Source organism: uncultured Ruegeria sp., assembly GCF_947500045.1.
Lineage (GTDB): Bacteria > Pseudomonadota > Alphaproteobacteria > Rhodobacterales > Rhodobacteraceae > Ruegeria.
Window position 1 is genome coordinate 1 of the sequence record NZ_CANMQQ010000005.1, and the last position, 23,318, is coordinate 23,318.

The 23,318-nt window shown below is 57.0% G+C and carries 26 protein-coding genes; 7 read left to right on the forward strand and 19 right to left on the reverse strand.

Annotated features, from left to right (window positions below; all coding sequences use genetic code 11):
* Positions 1-284: 284 nt before the first annotated feature.
* From Q1B46_RS10025 to Q1B46_RS10065, 9 genes are all read right to left on the reverse strand, one after another.
* Entirely contained in the window at positions 285-1,343 is a 1,059-nt protein-coding gene (locus Q1B46_RS10025) for a ferredoxin--NADP reductase (protein ID WP_299947573.1), read from the reverse strand.
* 7 nt (positions 1,344-1,350) lie between these two features.
* On the reverse strand, positions 1,351-1,836 hold the full coding sequence (locus Q1B46_RS10030; protein WP_299947575.1) for a hypothetical protein: 486 nt from the start codon (positions 1,834-1,836) through the stop codon (positions 1,351-1,353).
* A gap of 83 nt (positions 1,837-1,919) precedes the next feature.
* Positions 1,920-3,083 (reverse strand): aromatic ring-hydroxylating dioxygenase subunit alpha, encoded by a 1,164-nt coding sequence (locus tag Q1B46_RS10035; RefSeq protein WP_299947577.1) that lies wholly within the window; start codon positions 3,081-3,083, stop codon positions 1,920-1,922.
* 9 nt (positions 3,084-3,092) lie between these two features.
* The gene (locus tag Q1B46_RS10040) at positions 3,093-3,356 is read right to left on the reverse strand and encodes a hypothetical protein (RefSeq protein ID WP_299947579.1); all 264 of its coding nucleotides are present in this window, start codon (positions 3,354-3,356) and stop codon (positions 3,093-3,095) included.
* Positions 3,353-3,943, reverse strand: a complete 591-nt coding sequence (locus tag Q1B46_RS10045; protein WP_299947581.1) for a TetR/AcrR family transcriptional regulator — start codon at positions 3,941-3,943, stop codon at positions 3,353-3,355. Before Q1B46_RS10045 ends, Q1B46_RS10040 begins: the two co-directional genes overlap by 4 nt.
* A gap of 115 nt (positions 3,944-4,058) precedes the next feature.
* Entirely contained in the window at positions 4,059-5,165 is a 1,107-nt protein-coding gene (locus tag Q1B46_RS10050; RefSeq protein WP_299947583.1) for a lyase family protein, read from the reverse strand.
* Complete coding sequence (locus tag Q1B46_RS10055) at positions 5,158-6,672, reverse strand: tripartite tricarboxylate transporter permease (RefSeq protein WP_299947585.1); 1,515 nt, start codon at positions 6,670-6,672, stop codon at positions 5,158-5,160. The genes Q1B46_RS10050 and Q1B46_RS10055 overlap by 8 nt, the downstream gene beginning before the upstream one ends.
* A gap of 6 nt (positions 6,673-6,678) precedes the next feature.
* Positions 6,679-7,146, reverse strand: a complete 468-nt coding sequence (locus Q1B46_RS10060; protein ID WP_299947587.1) for a tripartite tricarboxylate transporter TctB family protein — start codon at positions 7,144-7,146, stop codon at positions 6,679-6,681.
* Positions 7,147-7,216: 70 nt separating this feature from the next.
* Positions 7,217-8,176, reverse strand: a complete 960-nt coding sequence (locus Q1B46_RS10065; protein ID WP_299947589.1) for a tripartite tricarboxylate transporter substrate binding protein — start codon at positions 8,174-8,176, stop codon at positions 7,217-7,219.
* 100 nt (positions 8,177-8,276) lie between these two features.
* Between Q1B46_RS10065 and Q1B46_RS10070 the strand changes: the two genes are divergently transcribed.
* Positions 8,277-9,197 carry a LysR family transcriptional regulator gene (locus Q1B46_RS10070; RefSeq protein ID WP_299947590.1) on the forward strand — a complete coding sequence of 307 codons (921 nt, stop codon included), beginning with the start codon at positions 8,277-8,279 and terminating at the stop codon, positions 9,195-9,197.
* A 280-nt stretch (positions 9,198-9,477) separates the two neighbouring features.
* On the opposite strand, the gene Q1B46_RS10075 is transcribed toward Q1B46_RS10070, so the two are convergent.
* The 6 genes from Q1B46_RS10075 to secG form a co-directional block, all read right to left on the reverse strand.
* Entirely contained in the window at positions 9,478-9,915 is a 438-nt protein-coding gene (locus Q1B46_RS10075) for a TerB family tellurite resistance protein (RefSeq protein ID WP_299947592.1), read from the reverse strand.
* A gap of 131 nt (positions 9,916-10,046) precedes the next feature.
* On the reverse strand, positions 10,047-10,496 hold the full coding sequence (locus tag Q1B46_RS10080; protein ID WP_299663698.1) for a TerB family tellurite resistance protein: 450 nt from the start codon (positions 10,494-10,496) through the stop codon (positions 10,047-10,049).
* A 41-nt stretch (positions 10,497-10,537) separates the two neighbouring features.
* Complete coding sequence (locus tag Q1B46_RS10085) at positions 10,538-10,831, reverse strand: DUF1330 domain-containing protein (RefSeq protein WP_299947594.1); 294 nt, start codon at positions 10,829-10,831, stop codon at positions 10,538-10,540.
* 71 nt (positions 10,832-10,902) lie between these two features.
* Complete coding sequence (locus tag Q1B46_RS10090) at positions 10,903-11,679, reverse strand: isocitrate lyase/phosphoenolpyruvate mutase family protein (protein WP_299947596.1); 777 nt, start codon at positions 11,677-11,679, stop codon at positions 10,903-10,905.
* A gap of 92 nt (positions 11,680-11,771) precedes the next feature.
* On the reverse strand, positions 11,772-13,415 hold the full coding sequence (locus Q1B46_RS10095) for a CTP synthase (RefSeq protein WP_299947598.1): 1,644 nt from the start codon (positions 13,413-13,415) through the stop codon (positions 11,772-11,774).
* Positions 13,416-13,574: 159 nt separating this feature from the next.
* On the reverse strand, positions 13,575-13,943 hold the full coding sequence (gene secG, locus Q1B46_RS10100; RefSeq protein ID WP_299663690.1) for a preprotein translocase subunit SecG: 369 nt from the start codon (positions 13,941-13,943) through the stop codon (positions 13,575-13,577).
* Between the two features lie 151 nt (positions 13,944-14,094).
* Here secG and nthA point away from each other — a divergent pair, with 151 nt between their 5' ends.
* The 5 genes from nthA (at position 14,095) to Q1B46_RS10125 (ending at position 17,462) form a co-directional block, all read left to right on the forward strand.
* On the forward strand, positions 14,095-14,709 hold the full coding sequence (gene nthA / locus Q1B46_RS10105) for a nitrile hydratase subunit alpha (RefSeq protein WP_299947601.1): 615 nt from the start codon (positions 14,095-14,097) through the stop codon (positions 14,707-14,709).
* Positions 14,706-15,383 (forward strand): nitrile hydratase subunit beta, encoded by a 678-nt coding sequence (gene nthB / locus Q1B46_RS10110; RefSeq protein ID WP_299947603.1) that lies wholly within the window; start codon positions 14,706-14,708, stop codon positions 15,381-15,383. The genes nthA and nthB overlap by 4 nt, the downstream gene beginning before the upstream one ends.
* Positions 15,380-15,715 carry a nitrile hydratase accessory protein gene (locus tag Q1B46_RS10115; RefSeq protein WP_299947605.1) on the forward strand — a complete coding sequence of 112 codons (336 nt, stop codon included), beginning with the start codon at positions 15,380-15,382 and terminating at the stop codon, positions 15,713-15,715. The genes nthB and Q1B46_RS10115 overlap by 4 nt, the downstream gene beginning before the upstream one ends.
* A 215-nt stretch (positions 15,716-15,930) precedes the next feature.
* On the forward strand, positions 15,931-17,223 hold the full coding sequence (locus Q1B46_RS10120) for an adenylosuccinate synthase (RefSeq protein ID WP_299663684.1): 1,293 nt from the start codon (positions 15,931-15,933) through the stop codon (positions 17,221-17,223).
* A complete protein-coding gene (locus Q1B46_RS10125) occupies positions 17,223-17,462 on the forward strand; it encodes a DUF2842 domain-containing protein (RefSeq protein WP_299947607.1) in 240 nt (79 codons plus the stop codon). Before Q1B46_RS10120 ends, Q1B46_RS10125 begins: the two co-directional genes overlap by 1 nt.
* A 171-nt stretch (positions 17,463-17,633) precedes the next feature.
* On the opposite strand, the gene Q1B46_RS10130 is transcribed toward Q1B46_RS10125, so the two are convergent.
* Positions 17,634-19,310, reverse strand: coding sequence for a hypothetical protein (locus Q1B46_RS10130; RefSeq protein ID WP_299947609.1), 1,677 nt, complete (start codon positions 19,308-19,310; stop codon positions 17,634-17,636).
* Positions 19,311-19,427: 117 nt separating this feature from the next.
* On the opposite strand from Q1B46_RS10130, the gene Q1B46_RS10135 reads away from it, so the two are divergent.
* A complete protein-coding gene (locus tag Q1B46_RS10135; protein ID WP_299947611.1) occupies positions 19,428-20,135 on the forward strand; it encodes a thiamine diphosphokinase in 708 nt (235 codons plus the stop codon).
* On the opposite strand, the gene Q1B46_RS10140 is transcribed toward Q1B46_RS10135, so the two are convergent.
* From Q1B46_RS10140 to Q1B46_RS10150, 3 genes are all read right to left on the reverse strand, one after another.
* Positions 20,080-20,994: a DMT family transporter gene (locus Q1B46_RS10140; RefSeq protein WP_299947613.1), complete on the reverse strand. Its 915-nt coding sequence runs from the start codon at positions 20,992-20,994 to the stop codon at positions 20,080-20,082. The genes Q1B46_RS10135 and Q1B46_RS10140 overlap by 56 nt on opposite strands.
* 113 nt (positions 20,995-21,107) lie before the next feature.
* Positions 21,108-22,481, reverse strand: coding sequence for an L-serine ammonia-lyase (locus tag Q1B46_RS10145; RefSeq protein WP_299947614.1), 1,374 nt, complete (start codon positions 22,479-22,481; stop codon positions 21,108-21,110).
* 1 nt (position 22,482) lies between these two features.
* Positions 22,483-23,184, reverse strand: coding sequence for a glutathione S-transferase family protein (locus tag Q1B46_RS10150; RefSeq protein WP_299947616.1), 702 nt, complete (start codon positions 23,182-23,184; stop codon positions 22,483-22,485).
* Positions 23,185-23,318: the final 134 nt, after the last annotated feature.

A 23,318-nucleotide genomic window follows, 5' to 3' on the forward strand; every position in this document is an offset into this window, starting at 1 on the left:
CGCTCGCGCTCTGTTCAGCTCATCACTTTCTGCGTCAGCAACACGTTGTTTTTCAACAGAATCGGCTCACAGCTGACTTTCGCTGCACGTGTCCCATTGGCGGCTATTTACGCATCGTGTCTGTCGCAAAGAGAACGAGGCAAAACTGGATACAGGCCAATCACTTCGTTCAATTCGAAATGGGTTACCCGGTGTTTATTCAAGTCGACGTCGGATGAACTTACTGCTTTCAAGTTAAGTTTTTTATCGAAATTTGTAGCAAGCTTAATACCAGAACCACGCCTCTAATTGTCGAATCTAATGCTCAGTTCATCCGAAGCAGCGACACTCTGGCAGGATAGTATATCTCCACGGGCGACGTCGTTATCTTCAAGCGCCATTCGAGCATGCATGTGAACCCGACCATTTTTCAGACGCGCTTTGCAAGCGCCGCATACTCCGGATTGGCAACTGAAAGGTGGTGTTAAGCCAGCCGACAATATTGCATTCAGGAGGGTTTGATTTGCGGCAACAGGAACCTCGTATGTCGCCCCGCCCAATTCAACTCGTGCATTGGCGGCGATACCCGTCACGCTGGAAGCTGTGACTGTAGCCCCGCCGAAGCTTTCCATATGAATTCGGTTCGCAGGTACGTCCAGTGCCAACAGCGCGTTGCTCACGTCCGTATTCATAGCTCCGGGTCCGCAAATCCAATATTGGACATCTTGCGCCACAGGCGGGATTCCCATCACGGCGACCTTTATGGCATCTGCATCCACGCGCCCTTTTCGCCACGGGCTGGACCAACTCCACAGCGCGGGTGCAGACAGGACATGGCGCAATGTGAACCGGACGGCATGATCAGTTTTCAGCTTGTCCAGTTCTTCGCCAAAGATGATGCTTTCGCCATCGGCGTTGCCATAAATCAGATGAGCCACTGAATGAGGTTCTTCTCCGAGGACCGCGTTGATCATTGCAAAAAGCGGCGTGATGCCGCTGCCTGCGCCAAAGAAATAGTGGGTGCGGCGTTTCAGCGGATCCGGCGTCAGGGAGAACTGACCGAATGGCGGCATGACATCAATCGTATCGCCGGGCTTTAGGTGGTCCCCGATATGATTGGACACCAGCCCACTGGCCACCCGTTTTACCGTGATGCGCAAAGGGGCACCTGGCGGGTTAGAAATAGTGTAGCTGCGACGTTGCTCTTTCTCGTCGAGGTGAAAACGAAGAGTGACATGCTGACCGGCTTGCCAGCAAAAGGTTTCTGCCAGACTGGTCGGTAGATCAAAGGTCACGCTTGTGGCTTTGCCTTTGATCTCAGGCCGGATTTCAGAAATTTTCAGGGAAAAGAAATCTGGGTTCATGGTTTCCTCAACGATAATCAAACGTGGTGTCGAGAGCTCGGATTGCCAGCTGACCAGCTTGCGGGGCGATGAAAAACCTATCCGTCTGGTTCATCGTTCCAGTTGTGTCGTCCCAGATGTAATCAACACGGGTCTTGGCGGTGACACGCGTGCCGCCGTCGGTGAATTCCGAGGAAAACGTGGGCGCACCACGCCTTGTTTCCCTGTATCCCTGCATCGCGTCGGCCAATGTGGGATCCTGATGCCAATCAGGAAGTGTTTCCCAATCGGCCACCGGATAGGAAAACCTCTCATCTGGCTGCCCAAGCCCGAATTTGATTGTGACAGTATGTACTGCCTTCGGGTGCCAGTCTTTCCACGTCGCGGCGATTGCTGTCTCATCTGTTGCATTGATATAGCGCGCCGCCAGGTCCTCGGGTTCGTCTGACGGGCTGGCCAAGACCAGTCCGGTTGCCAGGATCGTACCGATCAATGTTGCAAGAATGCGTTTCATTTACTTTCCAAATTTGGCGGAGTGGATGGAGGTGTACGACCGGGAAATTGAAGGAGTGATCCGATATTGACCAAGGCATCTGGCTAAGTTCCGGCCTCTTGTGTCGCAAGGAAGTCCAGGATTGCTTGTTGGTGTCTGACAACCGGGCTTTCTCCGTTGGCGGCAGGGCCGACCTCAAAAAACGGGCTGGTCAGTGATTTCTGCTGTTGCTCACAGGCGTAAATATCTTCGGCTGTGAAATCACCCGACGCCATTGGATCATCTTCGCCGATTGCGTCGCTGTCCGGATATTTTGGACCGCCGAAATCCTTCCAGAAACTCCAACTGCTCCATTCCTGTTTCTGAAATTCCCACCCTGAGGCATTCGCCAGTTTGGTGCGGTTCTCCACGCGCGTCAGATCAGGACCCAAGGGCGTGATAATGAAGATGTTCCAGCTATCTTCGCCCGCGCCAAGCCCGATACCGGGAAACAGCATTGGCACCCAGGCCCCAATATGGGGTTCTGGTATAGCCCGTGGTGTAGGCAGGTTTTTCTCCAAATCCTTGGCATAATCGGGCGCGGGCGGTTCCCAGAAGTGATAGTGCGGACCTTTCCAGCCGTATTCCGCCCGCGCATGATCATACATGTGCAGCGTGTTCGAATGAAGATGGCTCAGGTGATAGACGTCGATATAGTTTTCGACCACGATCTTCCAGTTGGCCTTGATCTCATAGCTTTGTCGCGCATCGGGATATTCCACCAGGTCTTCCGGTTTGTGTGGCCCCAACAGCGGATCAACCGCACCAAACCACTCAGCAAGACTTGGTGGATTTGGATCAGGATGCACAAAGAGCATACCGCGCCAGATATCCACACTGGCGGGTTTGAGGCCAAGGCAGGATTTGTCGACACCATTGGGGTATTCCTTTGCCTCATCCGGAACAGAAATCAGGTTGCCCTCCAGATCATAGGTCCAGTCATGATAGGGGCAAGTCAGCGCCTTTTGCGTTTTCCCGACCGCCCGGATCAACTGGGTGCCACGATGACGGCAGATGTTGTGAAACGCCCGCAGACGGTGATCGCGCCCCATCACGATAAAGATGTTGTTCAACCCGGCCTGCACCGAAACAAAATGACCGGGCTCTGGCACGTCTTCAGCCAAACCTGCATAGCGCCAAGTGCGTGAGAAAATCAGCCGCTGTTCGCGATCAAACCAGTCTTGCGACGTATAGGCGTCAACGGGAAGGCGGTGGTACATTTGGGTCATGTCAACCTCTTAAACAAGCCAGATGGCGTAGGTCGGAAACAGGCTGGCCGCGATCATCATCAGGCCGAACACAGCCCAAAGGATCGCTACTGCCCAGAAAAGGATCGGATCGTCTTCGCGTTGGATGTCAAATACAAGTGCAGTCTGGCCCGTCATAACTGATGGCACCAACCACCACAGAAACAGCATGCCCCAAACCCAGTAGAGTCCCAGCACAGCCGCAACCAAAAGAATTGGTAACGCGATATAATTGACTAGGCGCCGGTTGTTCATGCGGTCGCCTCCAAGCTGGCGGCAAGGATCGTTGCAGCCTGTTTCAGCTCCGCGCGCCAGACCTCGGGCGGATTTAGCGGGGTCAGCGAATCCAGGTTCACATATGTTGCGGAAATCCCCTGCGAAACCGCACGGATCTGGTCCGCCGGGGCGTTCGGAAAGGCGCGTTTCAACACGGCTTCGATCACTTCAAAGAACTGTTCCAAGCTGTTGACAAGGGGTTGTCGCATTGACGGGTGATTGGCGACAGATGTGACAAGCGACTGGTAGGCCAGCATTACACGCGGATCATTAGGGACAGATTTATCAAACAACAGATCGATCAGATCAGCGGGTGTGCCCGTTGGTTCCAATGCGTCCTGAAGGGCAGTTGTCGCCCGCGCAAACCTGTCTACAACATGGCTTATAAGGGCCCCGGTCATCTGGTCTTTGTTGCCCAAATAGTGACGCAGGATGGGTCGTTTGACACCAGCCTCAGTCGCGACGTGCTCTTGGGTGGCCCCCTCCAATCCGAAACGGGACACACATGTGAGATATGCATCAAGAATCTGTTCTGAGCGCTGGTCTTTGAGGCTGGGACGGGGCATCGCTTCTCTCGTTTATTGTCACATCTGACAAATAACCATTCAAAGTATATTGTCAATAATGACAATTAATAAATCTCTGCAAGAGTCGGTGCGCCCACAACCCTGAGAGGTTACTTCAATGCACTAAGGTTTCAGTGTTTATTGTCGCTTCCGGTATTTTTCGCCGCATTGAATCGGTGTCGACTTCAAGTTTGCCAAATAGTTTTCCGGCCCAATGGACGGCCCCGGATGTCAAAAGAAAAACCTCTGGCACCACAATCCACTCGCCAATCCAGACACCGCCGGAACGCTCATGCTGGTGCAAAGTCAATTCACCAATCTGCTCGGCGCGTTGACGTCCCAGTCTTCCGACAGCCTCGCCAAATTCTGACGCCCGTTGGTTCTGCTTATGCGCCATTGCAGATGAGGCACCCCGACCCGTTTCGTGAGTTTCCGCGATTTCGGCAATGTCGGTTGAGGACAACAAATTCACGTTATGTGAGATTTTGCAAATGGTTGCACACAGCGCACCAAGCGCTGTCACGATGTCTGCTATTCCATCCCTCGCATTTTGCCAGTGCGGGTCGATGACGCCCAGTCCCAACGCATGTGCAACAGTACGTTTGATCTGTGACCCATCATCATTGTCATAGGCTCTCAGATCCCCAACTGGTCCTCCGATTTGAACATTCACCCCTCGCAGCACAGCGTCATCAATTGCGTTCTGTCGACGAACCAGCTCGGATTTCCAGACCTGCAGCTTGGTGGCGAAGCACATCGGAACGGCGTGCTGGCCGTTGGTGCGCCCCATCATCATCGTGCCCCCATGACGATCGATCTGCTGATCCAGCAATGTAAGGAGCCGCTGCACGTCCAGACCGATCTCTGCGAGTCCGATCTTCATTTGCATTGCAAGAGCCGTGTCCATGATGTCTTGCGTCGTTGCACGAAAGTGAAAGTACTTCGCATGATCGCCAAGCGTTTCGCGCATCTGCTGAATAAGCCCAACAATCGGTCGACCCACAATCAACATGTCCGCGTGCATTTGGTCCTTGTCGAGCATCTGGGGCGACAAAGCCTCAATCGCACAGGCTGCATCATTAGGAATAAGTCCCGCCTCGGCCTGACATCGAGCCAGGGTTTGTTCAACCTTCAACCACGCTGAAATCGTGCTGTGTTCTGACCAAATGACGCGCATGTCGCTGGTCGAGAAACAGTCGCGATAAAGACCGAAATCAAGCATCACCCAGCCCTCCCGCCGCAAGCTTTCGGTCTTTTAGGACACCCCGGACACGGAACGCTATCGCGCCTGCACCGATGATTATGAAAGCCAGCGCGATTGGGCGTTCTACAAAAATCAGAGCGCCCCCATCCGACATCAATAGCGATTGGCGAAAGGTCTCTTCGGCGCCTTTTGCCAGCACAAATGAGATGACAAATGCGGCGATATTAAAGTCGTGCTTTCGCATCAGCCAACCAACAAACCCCGCCACGGTCATCACGGTCACGTCGAACATCGACCCGCGTGCAGAATAGGCGGCGACAAAGGCGGTCATGAAGATCATCGGATAGAGGACGTTGGTCGGGATTTTCAGGATCAACCGGGCCACTTGCGTCGCCCCGAAATAGCCGATCACGCCATACGCAATGATCCCCAGCATGCCGCAGGCGAACAGCTTGTAGACCAATTCTTTGTCGGTCAGGAAAAGTGTTGGTCCAACCTGAATGCCATGGATCAGGAAAACACCCAGAAGAATGGCGCCAATGGTCGACCCCGGAATGCCCAACGTCAACAGCGGTGCCATCGAAGGGCCGGACACCGCGTTATTTGCCGCTTCGGGTGCGGCAACACCTTCCAACGCGCCTTTGCCCCATTGATCAGGGTTTTTCGCCCGGCGTTTCCCTTCACCATAGGAAATGAAAGCGGCAATCGCTGAGCCCAGCCCCGGCAAGACACCAATACCTGCGCCGATGAACCCACCGCGCAAGGCGTGCGGCAGGCAAGGTTTGTATTCATCCCAGGTCAGATTATTCCCGTCTTGTGAGCTGTCGTTCTCTTTGGTTTCGCCCGGGTTTTTCCGACGGTCTTCCAACTGGGCAAAGACTTCACCCAATACAAAGACGCCGATCATCAGGGGAACCAGTCCGATGCCATTGGACAAATCGAACGACCCGAAGGTGTAGCGTTCCTCGCTCGAAATCGGATCGAGCCCAACCATTGCGACCAGAATTCCCATCAGGGCCGACGCCAATCCTCTGACTATGGATTTGCCAATGACCGATCCGATCACGACGAAGGCGGCAAAGTAGATTGCGAACGTCTCCGGCGGACCCAGTTTTAGTGCGATGGACGCAATGAAACCAACACCGATGACCAACAGGATATCGCCCATCAGGTCGCCAATAATCGACGAGATGGTGGCAACCTTCATCGCCTTTCCCGCCTTGCCAGCGCGCGCCAATGGATAGCCATCGATCTGTGTGGCAGCACTGGCGGCGGTGCCCGGAGTGTTGAACAGAATGGCCGCGATAGACCCACCATAGCGCCCGGATTTGCCAATCACGTAAAGAAACGCCAAGGCAAAAAGGGGCGACATATAGAATGTGATCGGCAACAGCATTGCGATGGCGGCTGATGCGGTCAATCCGGGGGTCGCACCCACGATCATGCCAACAAACGCCGCCAATACGATGGCGAAAAGCAGCATCGGATCTGTAATCACCGTAAGAAGAGCGGGAAAGATTTCCATAATTTGTTACCCCTGAATCCAGTTCAGCAGATCAAAGACCTCGCCATAGGGTGGGAATACGCCGAGCAGCACGAAAAAGATGACGTGAAAGACCAGCGGGCACAGAATGACTGACAGCGCCAATCCGATCCGACTACGGACGCCAAAAATGTAGAGAACCAGCGGAGCAACAATCGCGGTCGGAACAAGATATCCGAACCATCGGAAAGATTGCTGATAGATCAGTGCAATGATGAAAAGGCCGACGATCTCAAGTGTGGCCCCATTGTCAGGGTCGCTTTGCGCTTCACCTGCGCTCTGACGTGTGGCCCCGATGATCAGGAATCCGGACAGAGCAAGCAGCGCAACAGCTGCAGCAAATGGCACAATGCCAGCCCATGTATCACCGGGCGAGGCCGCTGGCACTTGCCAGGCACCCCAGATGGCAACACATGAAATGGCTGCCAAAACCAGTCCTTCGGCATAAGCACGCATAATTCCCTCCGTCACACATTGGTCATTGAGAGAGATCGGGTGGCGATATCGCCACCTGATCCTGTCAGTCTCAGTTCGTCAGGCTATCCACCAAAGGCGCGGCGTCTTCTTTCATCGCCGAAAGTGTTGCCTTGGCATCTGCGCCGTTTTGATAGACCGGGCCGGTCCCGCGCGAGGCCAGAAGTTCGGCAAACTCAGGTTTTGCTGCGATCTGTTCCAGCGCGGCTTCCATGGCCGCAACCACCTCGGGCGGCGTGTCTTTTGGCGCGAATACAATCACCGGGGACGATACGGCCGCGAAAGGTATCCCTAGTTCACCGAACGAAGGCACATCCGACATGATCCCGTCGCGGTCCTGACTGTTGACTGCCAGCGCGCGCAGCTGATCCTCAAACCCGGCTAGTTGTTGTACACCGAGGAAGCCAAAATCAGCTTGTTCGCCAATCAGCGCTGCACGGGTCGGGCCACCACCTTTGAAAGGTACATCCTGTGCTTCAATGCCGTTGCTGGCCAGAAAGCCCAGGCCGCCAACATGGTGAAACCCGCCGCGTCCCGAATGCGCCCAACGAAGGGATCCTGGATCAGCCTTTGCCGCATCGATTACGTCCTGCACGCTTTCGAATGGGCTATCCTTTGGCACCATCAGCGATGTCTGCAACTGACCGACCTGAGCGACAAAATTGAAACTGTCCAGCGCGTCAATGTCTGTGTCTCGTGTCATGGTCGACAAAAGAAACGACCCGCCCGACGTCATCATCATCGTATATCCATCGGGGCGTGCACCGACGACAGAGTTCGCACCGTTCAAGCCGCCCGAGCCGGGCTTGTTCACAACTACGACCGGTACATCCAAAATGCCTTCCGCCGCCGCCGAGATGGCGCGGGCATAGGCATCTGTGCCACCACCCGCCTTGTATGGCACGATCAGATTGATAGGGCGCTTAGGCCAGTCGGCGGCAAAGCTGGCCGTTGCTGTAGTGGCGACGGCAATGGCGGCAATGGCCGTGTTCAGTAAAGTTCTGCGTTTCATCGGGTCCTCCCATAAATTCGATCCTAGACTATCCAAGTTTGGGAATTGAAAAAAATGCAAAGATAGCATTTACTCTTGCAAAATATGAAAGTCAGTAGCGATGAACATCAAAGCCTTGCGCGCTTTTAGTATCACTTTGTCCGAAGGCTCTCTGATTGCCGCATCGGAAATCCTGCACCTGAGCCAACCAGCTGTCAGCCGATTGATATCGGGATTGGAAGCAGAACTAAGGCTCACATTATTTGATCGAAGCGGCCGCAACCTTACCCCTACGCCAGAAGGGTTCGCATTCTACCGCGAGGCAGGGCGAATTCTGGAAAATCTGGATGAAGTGCCCAGGATCGCGGCGGAAATTCGTGCTGGTCGAACGGAATCGCTGCGCATTGTCACGATGCCACGAATTGCCCAAACCTTATCGGCACCCGCAGTGGCAAAGTTCTTCAAGGGAAATCCCCACGTCAACATCAGCCTGGATGTCCGGGCACGGCGCGAAGCTGGAAAGTGGTTAGCAGGGCGCGAATACGACATCGGTATTGGAGCGTTGCCCGTTGAACATCCGGGCATTCGCACACAACCGTTATTGAGAGTTCGGGCACAGGCGATCCTGCCTGCTGATCACAAACTTGCCAAACGGCAGGAACTTGCAGCGACCGAGCTGGTGAATGAACCTATCATCCGTTTGATGCAGGGGTTGTTACTTCGAGATCAACTGGATGACATCTTTCATTCCGCTGGCGTTTCTCCCGGCCAGTCTTGCGAAGTTGCGTCTTCCCAACTGGCTTGCTCGCTTGTTGCGGAAGGGGCGGGCATCACAATCGCAGATGAATTGGTCTCGGCTCAGATCGGCCTTGAGAACTTGGTCCTGGTGCCGGTTGTTCCCGAAAAATGGATGACATTCGGCTTGTTGTACCCCGTCTCGCAGGACAGAACTGAAGCTCTTTGCCGTTTTGAAACAGTTTTGCGCGACGTGGTTCGGGAACTGGCAGGTCAAAGCCCAACGTTGGAAGTGGTCCTGGATTAGGACCATTCGATGACTCGATGCTCGGGGTTCGATCGCCATTGAATGCGTCAGGCTCTACGCTGACGCATTTGCAGAAATGATCTACATCGCAAAGTCGAGAAGGGCGGCCAAGGTTCGTTCGTTTGATTGAAAATGGCAGGTTAGTGAACTTATCCCCCATTTGTGGCGCGCGCAGCATTGGTCAAAAAGGGCTCGAAGCCGACATTAGGCCGCTACGGCTCACATAAAATTCTCGAGCAGGTTGGTTCTAGGTTTTCCGCTCGGATTTGGTGTAATTGGCTCAGGCCTTGGCCGCCCTCTGCCTCGCCATCGCTGAATCCACATCACTGACACCCAGCAGGCTGACCACAAGGCGCAGCAGCGAGTCTTCTTCGCCGCTTCGCTGTCCATCAGCGAGCGCGACTGACCACATCGCCTGAACCACCGCCAGACGGTGATCATAGGCGATTGCCTCTTTGATGGCGCGTGTGAAGCGGACGGTGTCTGGGGCCTCGGCTTCAAGATCTTCGGCACGGGCGCGCAGGGCGGCGGCCTCGAACGGGGACAGGTCATAGCGCTCGGCCGAGATGCGGTCGATTCGGGCCATTTCGGTATCGGCATAATCGTTGTCAGAACGCGCGATACGTACCAACAGGGCGGTCAGGGCCAAACGGGCATCGTCTTCGACAAGCGGGTCGGGCTGCGGCTGCGTGAGCCGGGAAAGGAAATCACTGAACATGGTCAGGAATATAGAGCGCGATCCGAAAAGTGGGAACCGGTTTTCGGTCTAAATTGCGCGTCAATTACCTGAAGTGCGATCCGAAAAGTGGGAACCGGTTTTCGGTTAAATTGCGCGCCCTAAGCTTAAGTTCAAGTCGCTTCCAGACGGCTTTGTATGCGCGCGCGCGCGGCCTTGCTGTCATTGAAGCTGAGGCCCATGGCAATGCGGGCTTCTTCAACGATCTTGACTTCACCCTCATCCGAGTCGCCGTCGGCCAGCACCACCTCCCACAGGGCGTCCAGCGCTGCCAGACGTTCATTCAGATTGGTGGTTTCGCGGATCAGTTTGCCGAACGTATCGGTTTCGGGGGCGGCCGCGTGCAGTTTCTCGCACGTGGCGCGGACTTTGGCGGCCTCGATCGCGTTGTGCTGATATAGTCGCGCGAGGATGCGATCAATCAGGCTGATCTCTTCCAGCTTATAGTCGCGGTCCGCCTGCGCGACGCGCACCAGTAACGCACCCAAGGCCAATTCAGCATCGGGGTCGGGCAACTTATCATGTTGCGGTGGCCGAAAGGCCTGAAAGAGTTTTTTCAACATAGTGACAGGATATTCCGTATTTCGAAGCGCGCCAAGCGGTGCTAGCCTTCATAGCCCCGAATAATCACAAGATCGCCGGTCGAAACCGGATCGCGCAACGCTTTGGCGGCCTGATAGTCTTTGCTGTCATAACAAGCCAGCGCTTGCTCATAGCTTGGAAACTCGATCACAACGGTGCGGGCGCGGGCATTGCCTTCGACCTCGACCCGTTCACCGCCGCGTACGAGAAATTTTGCGCCGTTTTCGGCAAATGGGGCCGCGTTGGCATCGATATATGATTGATAGGTTTCAATGTCGTCTACATCGACATGGGCAACCCAATATCCTTTGGCCACGATGCATCCTCCTGCGGTGTTACGCGCAAGGTGCGGAGGAATGTCTCAGAATGCAATCCCCTAAAAGTGGATCAATCGCCGGATTGCAAAGCCTCGCGCGCCTTGTCCTGCAGCCAAGCGAGCATCTGCCGATAGGGCACCGGGCCGTAGCTGATCCGCGCCACGCCAAGCCCGGCCAGAGTGGCCGTATCGGGTGTGCCGGGCAGGGCGATGATGTTGACCGGTAGGTCGGTGGCGTCACAAAGGCGCTTGATCATAGCCTCGTCCTTAAGGCCGGGGGCGAAGAACCCGCTGGCCCCGGCATCGGCATAGGCCTGCGCGCGCGCCATGGCGTCATCCAGCATCGCCTCGTCATGGGTGTCGGGGACGGCTTTCAGGAAGATATCGGTGCGGGCGTTGATGAAGGCGGGGACGCCCGCAACATTGCAGCCTTCGCGCAGGGCGGCGACACGTGCGGCTTGTGTCTCAATGTCATAAAGCTCTTTTGTGCCAACAATTTGGTCTTCGAAGTTGAAGCCGACAACACCGGTTTCCAACGCGCGCTGCGCATTGGTTGCGATATCGACAGGAGTTTCGGCATAACCACCTTCGAAATCCAGTGTGACGGGCAGGTCGACCGCCTCGACGATTCGGCGCGCATTGTCCAGTGCGGCTTCCATCGGGATGTTCTGCCCGTCGGTGAAGCCTTGTGCCATCGCAACCGGCGCGCTGCCCGTGGCAACTGCTTTGGCACCTGCGTCGCGTACTGCCCCGGCACTGCCCGCGTCCCAGATATTGTAGAGGATGACCGGATCGCCCTTTTTGTGCAGGGCAGCAAAGGATTCAGCTTGGGTGATTTGGTCGGTCATGGCCGGGCTCCTGTAAGTTGTTTCCGACAGTTATCCGCGTCAGAGGCTGCCGCGTACAGTTTTTTTCACAGCGGCCCTCACTTTGCGGTGACTTAGACCAGACGCGAGGTGTCTTTAGCGGCGCGCACGAAGTCGCGGAACAGGGGATGTGGATCGAAGGGCTTGGATTTCAGCTCCGGATGGTACTGAACGCCTATGAACCACGGGTGGTCTGACCATTCGACGATTTCCGGCAGGCGGCCATCCGGCGACATGCCAGAGAAGTTCAGGCCCGCTTTTTCCAGTTTGTCGCGATACTTGATATCGACCTCATAGCGGTGGCGATGGCGTTCCTCGATCGCTGTGCCACCATAAACTTCGGCCACCGTCGAACCGTCGGCGAGAACGGCATCATACGCGCCCAGACGCATGGTGCCGCCTTTGTCGTCGCCCACTTTGCGTTCAACCTTGTGGTTGCCTTGCACCCATTCTTTCAGGTGGTAAACCACGGGTTCGAAACGCTTTTTACCGGCCTCGTGGTCAAATTCTTCTGATCCCGCCTCGGTGATGCCTGCCACATTCCGGGCCGCTTCGATTACAGCCATCTGCATTCCAAGACAGATGCCCAGATAAGGCACTTTGTGTTCGCGGGCGTATTGCGCGGCTTTGATCTTGCCTTCGGTGCCGCGTTCGCCGAACCCACCCGGTACGAGAATTGCGTGAAAACCTTCCAGATGCGGGGCGGCGTCTTCGGTATCGAACACTTCGGCATCGACCCATTCGACCTTGACGCGGACCCGGTTGGCCATGCCGCCATGGGTTAGCGCCTCGGCGATTGATTTATAGGCGTCTTCCAATTGGGTGTATTTGCCGACGATAGCGACCTTTACTTCGCCTTCAGCATTATGGATGCGATCGCTGACATCTTCCCATTTGGTGAGATCAGGTTTCGGGGCAGGGCTGATCTGGAACGCGTCCAGAACCGCCTGATCCAGACCTTCGCGGTGATAGGCCAGTGGCGCGTCGTAGATGGTGCTGAGGTCCTGCGCTGCAATCACGCTGTCGGGGCGGACGTTGCAGAACAGCGCCAGTTTCTCACGTTCCTTGGTTGGAATCGGACCCTCAGAGCGGCAAACCAGAATGTCGGGGGCCAGACCGATCGAGCGCAGCTCTTTCACGGAGTGCTGGGTCGGCTTGGTTTTCAACTCGCCCGAGGCCTTGATGTAAGGCAGCAGGGTCAGGTGCATAAACAGGCACTGACCGCGCGGCTTGTCCTGACTGAACTGGCGGATCGCTTCAAAGAAGGGCAGGCCTTCGATATCGCCAACGGTGCCGCCGATTTCACACAGCATGAAATCAACTTCATCCTCGCCAATGGCGATGAAATCCTTGATCTCGTTGGTGACGTGCGGGATCACCTGAATGGTCTTGCCGAGATAATCGCCACGGCGTTCTTTCTCGAGCACGTTGGAATAGATCCGGCCCGAGCTAACCGAGTCGGTCTTGCGCGCCGCAACACCGGTGAAACGCTCGTAATGGCCTAGGTCCAGATCGGTTTCGGCCCCGTCATCGGTGACGAACACCTCACCATGTTCAAAGGGCGACATCGTGCCCGGATCGACGTTCAGATAGGGGTCTAGCTTGCGCAAGCGCACCGAGTATCCCCGGGCCTGCAACAGCGATCCCAGAGCCGCCGAAGCCAGTCCTTTACCCAAGGATGAAACCACACCACCAGTGATGAATATAAAACGCGCCATGTTGTTCGGCTGCTCCCGTGAGACGTCAAAATCAGTGCCCGGCGGTTTACAAAAAACCGCTGCATCACGGGACTTCACATATAAAGGATTCGCGCGCATAGCGCAAGAGAACCGCAAGATGCTGTTGCAGTTCTCCTCCGAAATTCTAGGTTTTGTGGCCTAGTCGGCAGCTTGTGGGATCAGCGGAGCGTTGTCACCCTGTGAGGGCGGCAGCAATTCATCCGCTGACGGAACCGCCGGTGCGCTCTCCTCAGCCGGGGCTGGGGCAGGCACACCCAAACGATCAATCACCGAGCTGCCCGAAGATTTTTGAGCGGCGAGAATCGTCAGCGTGATCGACGTCACGATAAAACACGCGGCCAGAATCCAGGTCAGTTTGCCCAAAGCGGTCGCTGCTGCGCGTCCGGTCATGGCACCGCCACCGCCGCCGCCCATTCCAAGGCCACCGCCTTCCGAGCGTTGCATCAGCACAACGACAATCAGGCCCAGAGCCAGAAGAAGGTGGATGATAAGAACGACGTTTTCCATGGTGGTCCTGTACAGCGTGGCGTGTATCGCGTGGTACTTATGCAAGTTTGCCAGCGGGGGCAAGTCAGGAGTTCGCATCAAATGCGGTGATAATTCATATCACACCAAAGAGACTGGACAGGGGGCAGTTCTGTCGCGCAGGCTATGCCTCATGCCACATGATGATCACGACCACCCGCACGCCCTGTTGCCCCCCGAACCCGCGCTGCGCGTCAAAGCGCTCGAAACGATTCTAACCCGTAAGGGTCTGATCGATCCGGCCGCCTTGGATGAGATCATAGACACCTATCAAAACAAGATCGGCCCGCAGAACGGCGCGCATGTCGTTGCCAAAGCCTGGAGCGATCCCGCCTTCAAGGCGGCCTTGCTGGAAGATGCCACCTCGGTCGTGGCTGAATTGGGCTATTACGGGCGTCAGGGCGAGCATCTGGTGGTCGTCGAAAACACTCCGGAACAGCACAACATGGTCGTCTGTACCTTGTGCAGCTGCTATCCATGGCCGCTGCTGGGTATTCCGCCGGGTTGGTACAAATCTGATGCCTATCGCGCCCGCGCCGTTCGTGAACCGCGCAAAGTTCTGGCCGAGTTCAGCGTCACCTTGCCCGAAACCACTACCGTACGCGTGTGGGATTCGACGGCCGAGATTCGCTATCTCATCCTGCCAATGCGCCCTGCGGGTTCCGAAGGCATGAGTGAGGATGAACTCGCCGTTCTGGTCACGCGCGACAGTATGATTGGCACCGGATTGCCCAAGGTGCCCGCATGACGCGGGTTCATGATATGGGCGGGCGCTTTGGCGATGGCCCGGTAAACCCGGAACCCCAGGATGCACCGGTCTTTGCTGAAGATTGGCATGCCCGCGCTTTGGCGGTCACTCTGGCCTCGGGGTTTCTGGGGCAATGGAATATCGATGTTTCGCGTCATGCACGGGAAAAACTGTCGCCAACGGACTACACGCGGTTTTCCTACTATGAAAAATGGATATCCGGCTTGGCCGATCTTCTTGTCGATAGGGGAGTTTTGACTTTGGATGACCTGGGCGAGGCAGGCGGAGAAAGCGCGCATCCACTGGCGGAGCGTGCATTGAAGGCCGAGGCGGTTGCGAACGCATTGGCAAAGGGCGGGCCTGCGGATCGCCCTTCGAATGTCGCAGTACGGTTTGAAGCCGGGCAGGCGGTACGCACGTTACGGTCTACGGCGAACCGTTTGGTCGATGGCGGTCACACCCGCCTACCGATCTATGCTGCCGGTGCCAACGGGCGCATCCTCAGGCTGCATGGCACTCATGTGTTACCGGATTCCAACGCCCATGGGCTGGGCGAGGCCCCCGAACCGCTCTACGCGGTAGTGTTTCCGGCCTCGGAGCTTTGGGCCAACCCTGAGAATCCGGCGGACGAGGTCGTGCTGGATCTTTGGCAATCCTATCTGGAACCCGCATGAACGATTGCATCACATATGCGGCCCCCGAACCGGTTTTTGCCGAGCCCTGGCACGCGCAGGTCTTTGCAGTCACGGTTGCGCTGAACGAAGCAGGCCGGTTTGATTGGCCCGATTGGGCCGAGCGGTTTTCCAAAACGCTAAAGCGTCACGGCCTGAGCCGGGAATTGGACGGTGGTGAGGATTACTTCACCGCCTGGCTGGAAACGCTTGAGGCGTTGCTGATCGAGTTGGGTGAAGCATCGCCTGATCGCATCAGTGCCCTGCGCAACGCGTGGGAAGAGGCTTATCTGACCACGTCACACGGAAAACCTGTCCGTTTGAGGCAAGAGTAGAGGGGGCGCTGCCCCCGCCGCCCGTACCGGGCGACTCCCCCGAGGTATTTTGAGCCAGATGAACAGGTGGTCCGTGCTTCATCTGGCTACAAATACCTCCGCCGGAGGCATCGCGCCTTGGCGCGATTGTCATCTGCGGCGAAATATCGGTTTCCCTGCGGTCAGAGCCTCGTTATACGAGCCGGGTTTGAATACTCAGCGCAAAAGGACCGGATATGGCCAATGTGGTTGTTGTCGGCGCCCAGTGGGGTGACGAAGGAAAAGGCAAGATCGTCGACTGGCTCAGCGAGCGCGCCGACGTGATCGCGCGCTTTCAGGGCGGGCATAATGCCGGTCACACGCTGGTCATTGATGGTGAGGTTTACAAGCTTCACGCTCTGCCTTCGGGCGTTGTGCGTGGTGGCAAACTGAGTGTAATCGGCAATGGCGTCGTTCTCGACCCGTGGCATTTGATGAAAGAGATCGGCACGATCCGCGCACAAGGTGTCGAGATCACACCTGAGACGCTGATGATCGCCGAAAATACCCCACTGATTCTGCCGTTCCATGGCGAGCTGGATCGGGCACGAGAGAGCCAGAATTCAGTGGCAAAGATCGGGACGACCGGTCGTGGGATCGGCCCATGCTACGAAGACAAGGTTGGCCGCCGTGTGATCCGGGTGGCTGATTTGGCGGATGATGCGACGCTGGCATTGCGAGTGGACCGGGCCTTGGTCCACCATAACGCTCTGCGAAATGGTCTGGGGCTGGAGCCGATTGACCGGGATGCGTTGATCGCCCAGTTGCAGCAGATTGCACCGCAGATCCTGCCCTTCGCAGCCCCCGTATGGAAGATACTGAACGAGAAGCGCAAGGCGGGCAAACGTATCCTGTTTGAAGGCGCGCAAGGCGCGTTGCTGGACATTGATTTCGGGACCTATCCATTTGTGACATCTTCGAACGTGATTGCAGGGCAAGCTTCGACCGGTGTCGGGATCGGGCCGGGGTCGATCGATTTTGTGCTGGGGATCGTCAAAGCCTATACCACCCGTGTGGGTGAGGGGCCGTTCCCGACCGAACTGGATGATGCGGACGGACAGCGCCTGGGTGAGCGTGGCCATGAGTTTGGCACAACGACGGGCCGAAAGCGCCGTTGCGGCTGGTTCGATGCCTGCCTGGTGCGCCAGACCTGTGCTACAAGCGGCGTCAACGGGATTTCGTTGACCAAGCTAGATGTATTGGATGGATTTGAGACGCTGAAAATCTGTGTGGGCTATGAATTGGATGGCACCCGTCTGGATTACTTGCCCACCGCTGCCGACCAGCAGGCACGCTGCACACCCATCTACGAAGAGATGCCAGGCTGGAGCGAATCTACCGAAGGCGCGCGCAGCTGGGCGGAATTGCCTGCCAATGCGATCAAATATGTACGCCGGGTCGAAGAACTGATCGATTGCCCGGTGGCCCTGTTGTCCACCAGCCCGGAGCGGGAGGATACCATTCTGGTGACCGACCCGTTTGCAGACTGATGAGCGGCGATAAACCCGGCCTCAGCTACAAGGCGCGGCGGCGCTGGTCGCTGGTGCTGCTGTTGATCGGATTGCCAGCCTATATCGTTGCGGTTGTGACAATCGTGAACTGGCTGGATCGCCCGCCAATTTGGTTGGAATTACTGGTCTACGTCGTGTTGGGCGTCCTTTGGGCCTTGCCGTTCAAGTTCGTCTTCCGCGGTGTTGGCAAGGAAGATCCGGACCAGAACCAGAACTAACGCATTTGCGGTTTTGGTTGGCTTGCTTGATCGCTGTCTCTTCGTTCGGTTGAACGCGAAACGCGATACAGATGAGCCAAGGAAAAATGGTTGTGCTTATTCCCAAAGAAACAGGGCCAGAGTGTTCTCTGGCCCTGTCGCGTCTCGAGGGGGGATTGGGTGCGCCCGGCGTTAGCCTGCGGCGCGTTCGTCGTCATTCGGGCGGAAGCCGATTTCGGTTGAGGCGGCGAAACGGCCACCTCCGGCTTTTTCGATCTTACCATCGCGCAGCAACTGACCGAATGAGCGCAAGCTTTCCTCGCGATTGAACGAGTCTTGCTTGAGAGAGCGGACCTTGTTCATCAGCTGCGGGCGCGAGAACTGCTCCTGACCTTCGATGAAGGAGAGATAGGCAGCGGCGGCCTCCAGCAGGTCCGGCAAAGATTGTGCGCCTTGTTCCTGCGCGAAAGTGGCAAAACCACCTTCTTCTCCGGCCGGGTCATCTTCGCTTGAGGTGACGCGACGCGGAGTGACAGGGCCGGTATCAGCATCCTCGGTATCGATGCGCTGTTCAGCAACCAGCTTTAAAGGAGCGGTCGATTCGGCGCTTGGACGCTTGCTGGTGACTTCGACTGCGGGACGGCGCGGATTGACGACCGAGGCCAAATCGCCGCGATACTCATCCTCTGGCGTCTGTGTCTCGTCGCCACCTTTTGCACGTTCCGCTTCGGTCGCAGCAACAGCCGTGCGCAGATGCGAATATGTTTCACGCTGATCGGTTGTCGCGGGATCGTCCAGTTGAACTTCCGCCTTGTCCATCAGGCGCGAGACGTCCTGATCTGGTTCGGAGATATCGGGCAGGTCGGCGATGTTTGCCTCCAGCTCGGATTCGACCAGTGCGATCTCATCCAGTAAAAGCGCTTCTTCTTCAACCGAGATGATGCCATGATCCAAGCCGTCCAAAGCCTCGGTCGTGACGTTGCCGTCATCTTCACCAAGAATGTTCGACGGGTCTTCTTCTTGGGTTTCGGCTGTTTCTTCATCAAGGTCCGAAAACAGCACGTCGTTTTCTGTGACCTCGACCGCGGCGGGCTCTGCCGCATCGGTTTCTTCGGCACTGTCTTCAGCATCGACCTCAGCAACCAAAGCAGTCACATCATCTTCGATTTCCTCGTCAGTGACATCGGTGGCCTCAAACTCAGCAACATGCGTTTCTTCCAGAGCTGTCGGTTCGACAATGTCTTCCGCCTGCTCCGGTTCGGTTGTCAGGTCGGGCTCGGGCGTCGGGATGCTGTCCTCGGCCTCGGTGGTTTCTTCCAGATCAGCAGGGTCTAGCGCGCCTGCCTCGAACGCGGCAGAAATCGCATCAACCTGCGGTTTCACTGGCTGCAGATAGCTGGTGTCTTCGTCTTCTGAATAGGCAGCCGGGGCTTCATCGGAATGCGAAACAACAGCCCGGATGCGCTGGAGCTTGGCCGCGATACTGTCAGCCGCAGGTGCGGGTTCAGCTTCGGCCGGTGCAGGGGTAGGGGGCACCATATCGGCGGTTTGAACGGGCGCGGGCTTTGATGCGGGCGCGACCGCGGCGGGGGTCGGTGCTGAGGGCGCATTGGTTTCAGTGGCTCGCAGCAGCAGGCCGGTATCATGCTGGCTGGCTTCCACCTTGCGTGCGACATCGCGCTGGGCGATGCGGGTCAGCATTTCGGCATCGGGCTGCGGAGGTTCAGAACCAAAATAGCGGTCATCCGCCGCAAGATCCCGGAAATACTCGGCAATGGCTTTCATCGTTTCAAATGAATCGTCGAAGCCTTCGAGGGTGCACGAGAAGGTTCCATATGAAACGGTAAGCACCTTGTTGTTCTGTACCATCAGACGCATGTCCTTTACAAACTACCAAGCCGACTGCCAGACACAGCAGCAACCGACTCGAAACTCTAGCCATGAAGCTACCATTTTGTGGTTTCATTATGTCCAAAACCGGGAATTATGGTCAATCTTGTGAAATCTGGGGTGATTGTTCGGGATAACGAGCCAATTGGGCTGTTTGGCGGCGGTGAAATCAACTCTGAGGACGTGAATCTGGTGCTGAATCGCGTCAAATGCGCCGTAGCAGCAGATGGAGGCGCGGCTGCGCTGATTGATTCGGGTCGGGTTCCGGACGCTGTGATCGGCGATTTCGACTCGATTACGGCAGAGTATCGGGCGCAAATTCCGTGTGATCGGCTGTTCCCGATTTCCGAGCAGAACAGCACAGATTTTGACAAGGCGCTGCGTAGCATCTGTTCACCCGTAGTGCTGGCCGCCGGGTTTCTGGGCGCGCGCGTCGATCATCAGTTGGCCGCATTCAGCACGCTGGTTCGATTGCAGGACCGGCCGTGCATTTTGCTGGGCGCACGCGAGGTGATTTTTCATGCACCGCCTCGGATCAGTCTGGACCTGACTGCCGGAAATACGGTGTCCCTGTTCCCGTTGCGCCGGGTGACCGGGCGCAGCAACGGGTTGGAATGGTCGATCGACGATCTGGTGTTGATGCCTGACGGGCAGGTTGGAACCTCAAACCGGGCGCTGGGTTCCGTCACGCTTGAGGTGGACGGGCCGGGCCTGCTGACGATTCTGCCGCGCGCCGCGCTGGATCAGGTCATGCAGGCGTTTCAGTCGGGCCAGACCGGGCGTTGGCCCGCTCGTGCAGGATGACATAAAGACCGGCGGCGATTGTGATACCAATGCCAAGTGCTGCCAGTCCGTTGGGCAGGTCGTGAAAGATCAGCCAACCGATGAGGGTGGCGACCGGGATTTCAAGATACTGCATAGGTGCCAATGTGGCCGACGGTGCATAGCGCAGCGACCACGTCATCAGCAAATGCGCAACGGTGCCCAGTACGCCGATGCCCAGCAACAGCCAGAACGTGTCTCCTGATGGCATGGACAGGGAGAACCCCGGCAAGTCAGCCCACGATCCCAAAAGAATGATCGGCAGCAGGAAAGCGGTTGCCATTGCGCCGGAAACAGCCTGAAGCGAGATCGGGTCAGTTTCTTTGGCGATCTGTCGAGTTACCAGCATGAACAGGGAAAAGACGACCGCAACAATCAGGGGCAGCAGCGCAGGTGCGCCCACCTCTGCAAAGCTGGGCTGGATGACAAGCAGGGTGCCAACAAAGCCAACAACGCAAGCGGCCAGCCGACGGGGACCGACCTGTTCTCCCAACACGTATTTTCCGAGCAACAGCATGATGAATGGCATGACAAAGGCGATTGCAACAGTGTCAGCCAATGGCATGTACCTGAGTGCTGTGAACATCGCAGCGATCCCGACGATGTGGAGGGCCGTTCGGATCGCGATCAATCGCACAAGCCGCGGTGTCATGCGCCAGGGCCTGGCGGTAGCCGCGATCAGCGGAATGAGGATTACCGCCTGTATCCCGAACCGAACGAGGACCAGCAGGCCCAAGGCCGTGGTTTCGCCCAACAGCTTTGCCATCCCGTCACCAAGCGGTGCGAGCACGCAAAAACCAAGCATCAAGACGATGCCAAAAACGGGACGATCCTGTGTCATGCGCGCGACGCTAGCGGTTTCGCGGCAAGGTGGAAAGGATTGAAACGATGCTCAGGCGGTGCGCACTGAAGGTGCGTGCCCAACGCCTGAAAATATCTAAGTATCAGCTAAGTTCAGCAGTTCGGCACGTTGACGGCCAGACCACCCAACGATGTTTCTTTGTATTTCTTGTGCATGTCTTCGCCGGTCTGGCGCATGGTTTCGATGGCAGAATCCAGCGGCATGAAGTGCTTGCCATCACCGCGCAAGGCAAGCGATGCCGCCGAGACAGCTTTGATCGCGCCAAGGCCGTTGCGTTCGATACAGGGCACTTGCACAAGACCCGCCACCGGATCGCACGTCATGCCGAGATGATGTTCCAGCGCGATTTCAGCGGCGTTCTCCACCTGCTCGGGCGTACCGCCCATGACGGCACACATACCAGCCGCCGCCATGGCAGAGGCGCTGCCGACCTCGGCCTGACATCCTGCCTCGGCCCCCGAGATCGAAGCGTTGAACTTGACCAACCCGCCAATGGCTGCCGCCGTAAGCAGGAAGTCCTCGATATGGTTTTCAGATGCGCCCGGAACGTGGTCGAGATAATACCGCAGAACCGATGGCAAAACGCCCGCTGCACCATTGGTAGGTGCCGTGACGACTTGGCCGCCGGCTGCGTTTTCCTCGTTCACCGCCATCGCATAGACGCTCATCCAGTCGTTGATCGTGTGTGGCGCGTTCAGGTTCATGCCACGTTCCGCCAGCAGGGCATCGTGAATCCCCTTGGCGCGACGGCGCACGCTGAGGCCTCCGGGCAAGATGCCATCGGTTTTCAGGCCGCGTTCGATGCAATCGTTCATGACCTGCCACAGACGGGCCGAGCCCTTGGCAAAACTGTCCGGGCACCCGCGTGCAATTTCATTTTCGCGCTTCATCTGCGCGATGGACTTGCCGGTGTCCTTGGCCATCTGCAGCATTTCGGCAGCCGATTTGAACGGGAAAGGGATCGGATCGCCCTCTTCGGTCGCTTTACCTTCGGCCAGTTCTTCTTCGGTCAGGACAAATCCGCCACCGATCGAGTAGTAGACCTGTCGTAGGATGACATCGCCCTGCGCGTCGGTGGCCATCAGGATCATGCCGTTGGCGTGGCCGGGTAGGTTGGTATCGTAGTCAAAGATCAGGTCGGTCTTGGGGTCGAAGCTCAGGGTTGGAAGACCTTCGGGTGTCACCGTGTGCGTCTCGGCTATTGCAGCCAGCGCGGCCTCAGCTTTGTTGCTGTCATAGGTATCGGGAACAAATCCGGCGAGCCCCAGTATCGTGGCGCGATCTGTGGCGTGCCCCACACCTGTAAAGGCCAGCGAGCCGTGCAACGACCCGCGCAGGCCCGCGAATTCAAACGGCGAGGCGCGCATGAGGTCAAGGAACCGCGCGGCAGCCACCATGGGGCCCATGGTGTGTGACGAGGACGGGCCGATGCCCACTTTGAACATATCGAATACAGAGAGAAACATGTCAGGTAGCTGAACCTTCTGGAGGATTGGCGTAAGTCGGAGAAGTGAAGGGTGTCACCCCCAGCCCCTCGGCGGCGATGGCCGCGCGGGTTGCCGGGCGCATTTCAAGTTGCTGCAGTATTTTTTGCAGATACGGCGTATCAGCCAGTTGAAACCAGCTGCGATCAGCCTGCGTCGGATAAAGCGCCATCCAGCGCATCATGCAGGCAATGTATATTGTCAGAGCCGAGGGCTGCTGCGCACTGAACCAATCAGGTGCCTCTTGGGCCAGGGCATCCAGCAGACGCAGATGTTGGCGCAACCGGGGGCGAATTCCGGCGCGCAATGTCTCGGCCTGTGCTGCGGCGACGTATTTCTCAGGGTAGAAGAGGATACGTAAATCCGCGTGCACCGTGTTGGAAGCGAAGAACAGCCATTTCAGGAACGCCGCCCGATCAGGGCTGCCTGCAGCGGGTGCCATAGCCCCATGGGCATCGGCCAGCCACAGCAGGATTGCGGCAGTCTCAAAAAGCGGTCCCTGCGAGGTTTCCAATACAGGAATCAGCCCGTTGGGATTCAAGGCGCGGTAGGCCACACTGTCCTGTACGTTAAGGGTACGATCGACCAGCGCGGTCTCGTAGGGTAAATCCATCTCCTCCAACGCCAGTCGGATCACCAGCGAGGCGTTGTCGGGGGCATAATGAAGGCGGTAAGGCGAATCCATGGCGTCTATCTAGGGTGTTTGATGCGCAGTATAGGGGCTGATTGCGACGTTTCCTATAGGAAACTCGTCGCTCAGCGACATGATTGCGCAGTTGCGGGGTGAATTGCCTCTCGCAGTTGTGCTGGGCATTCCGT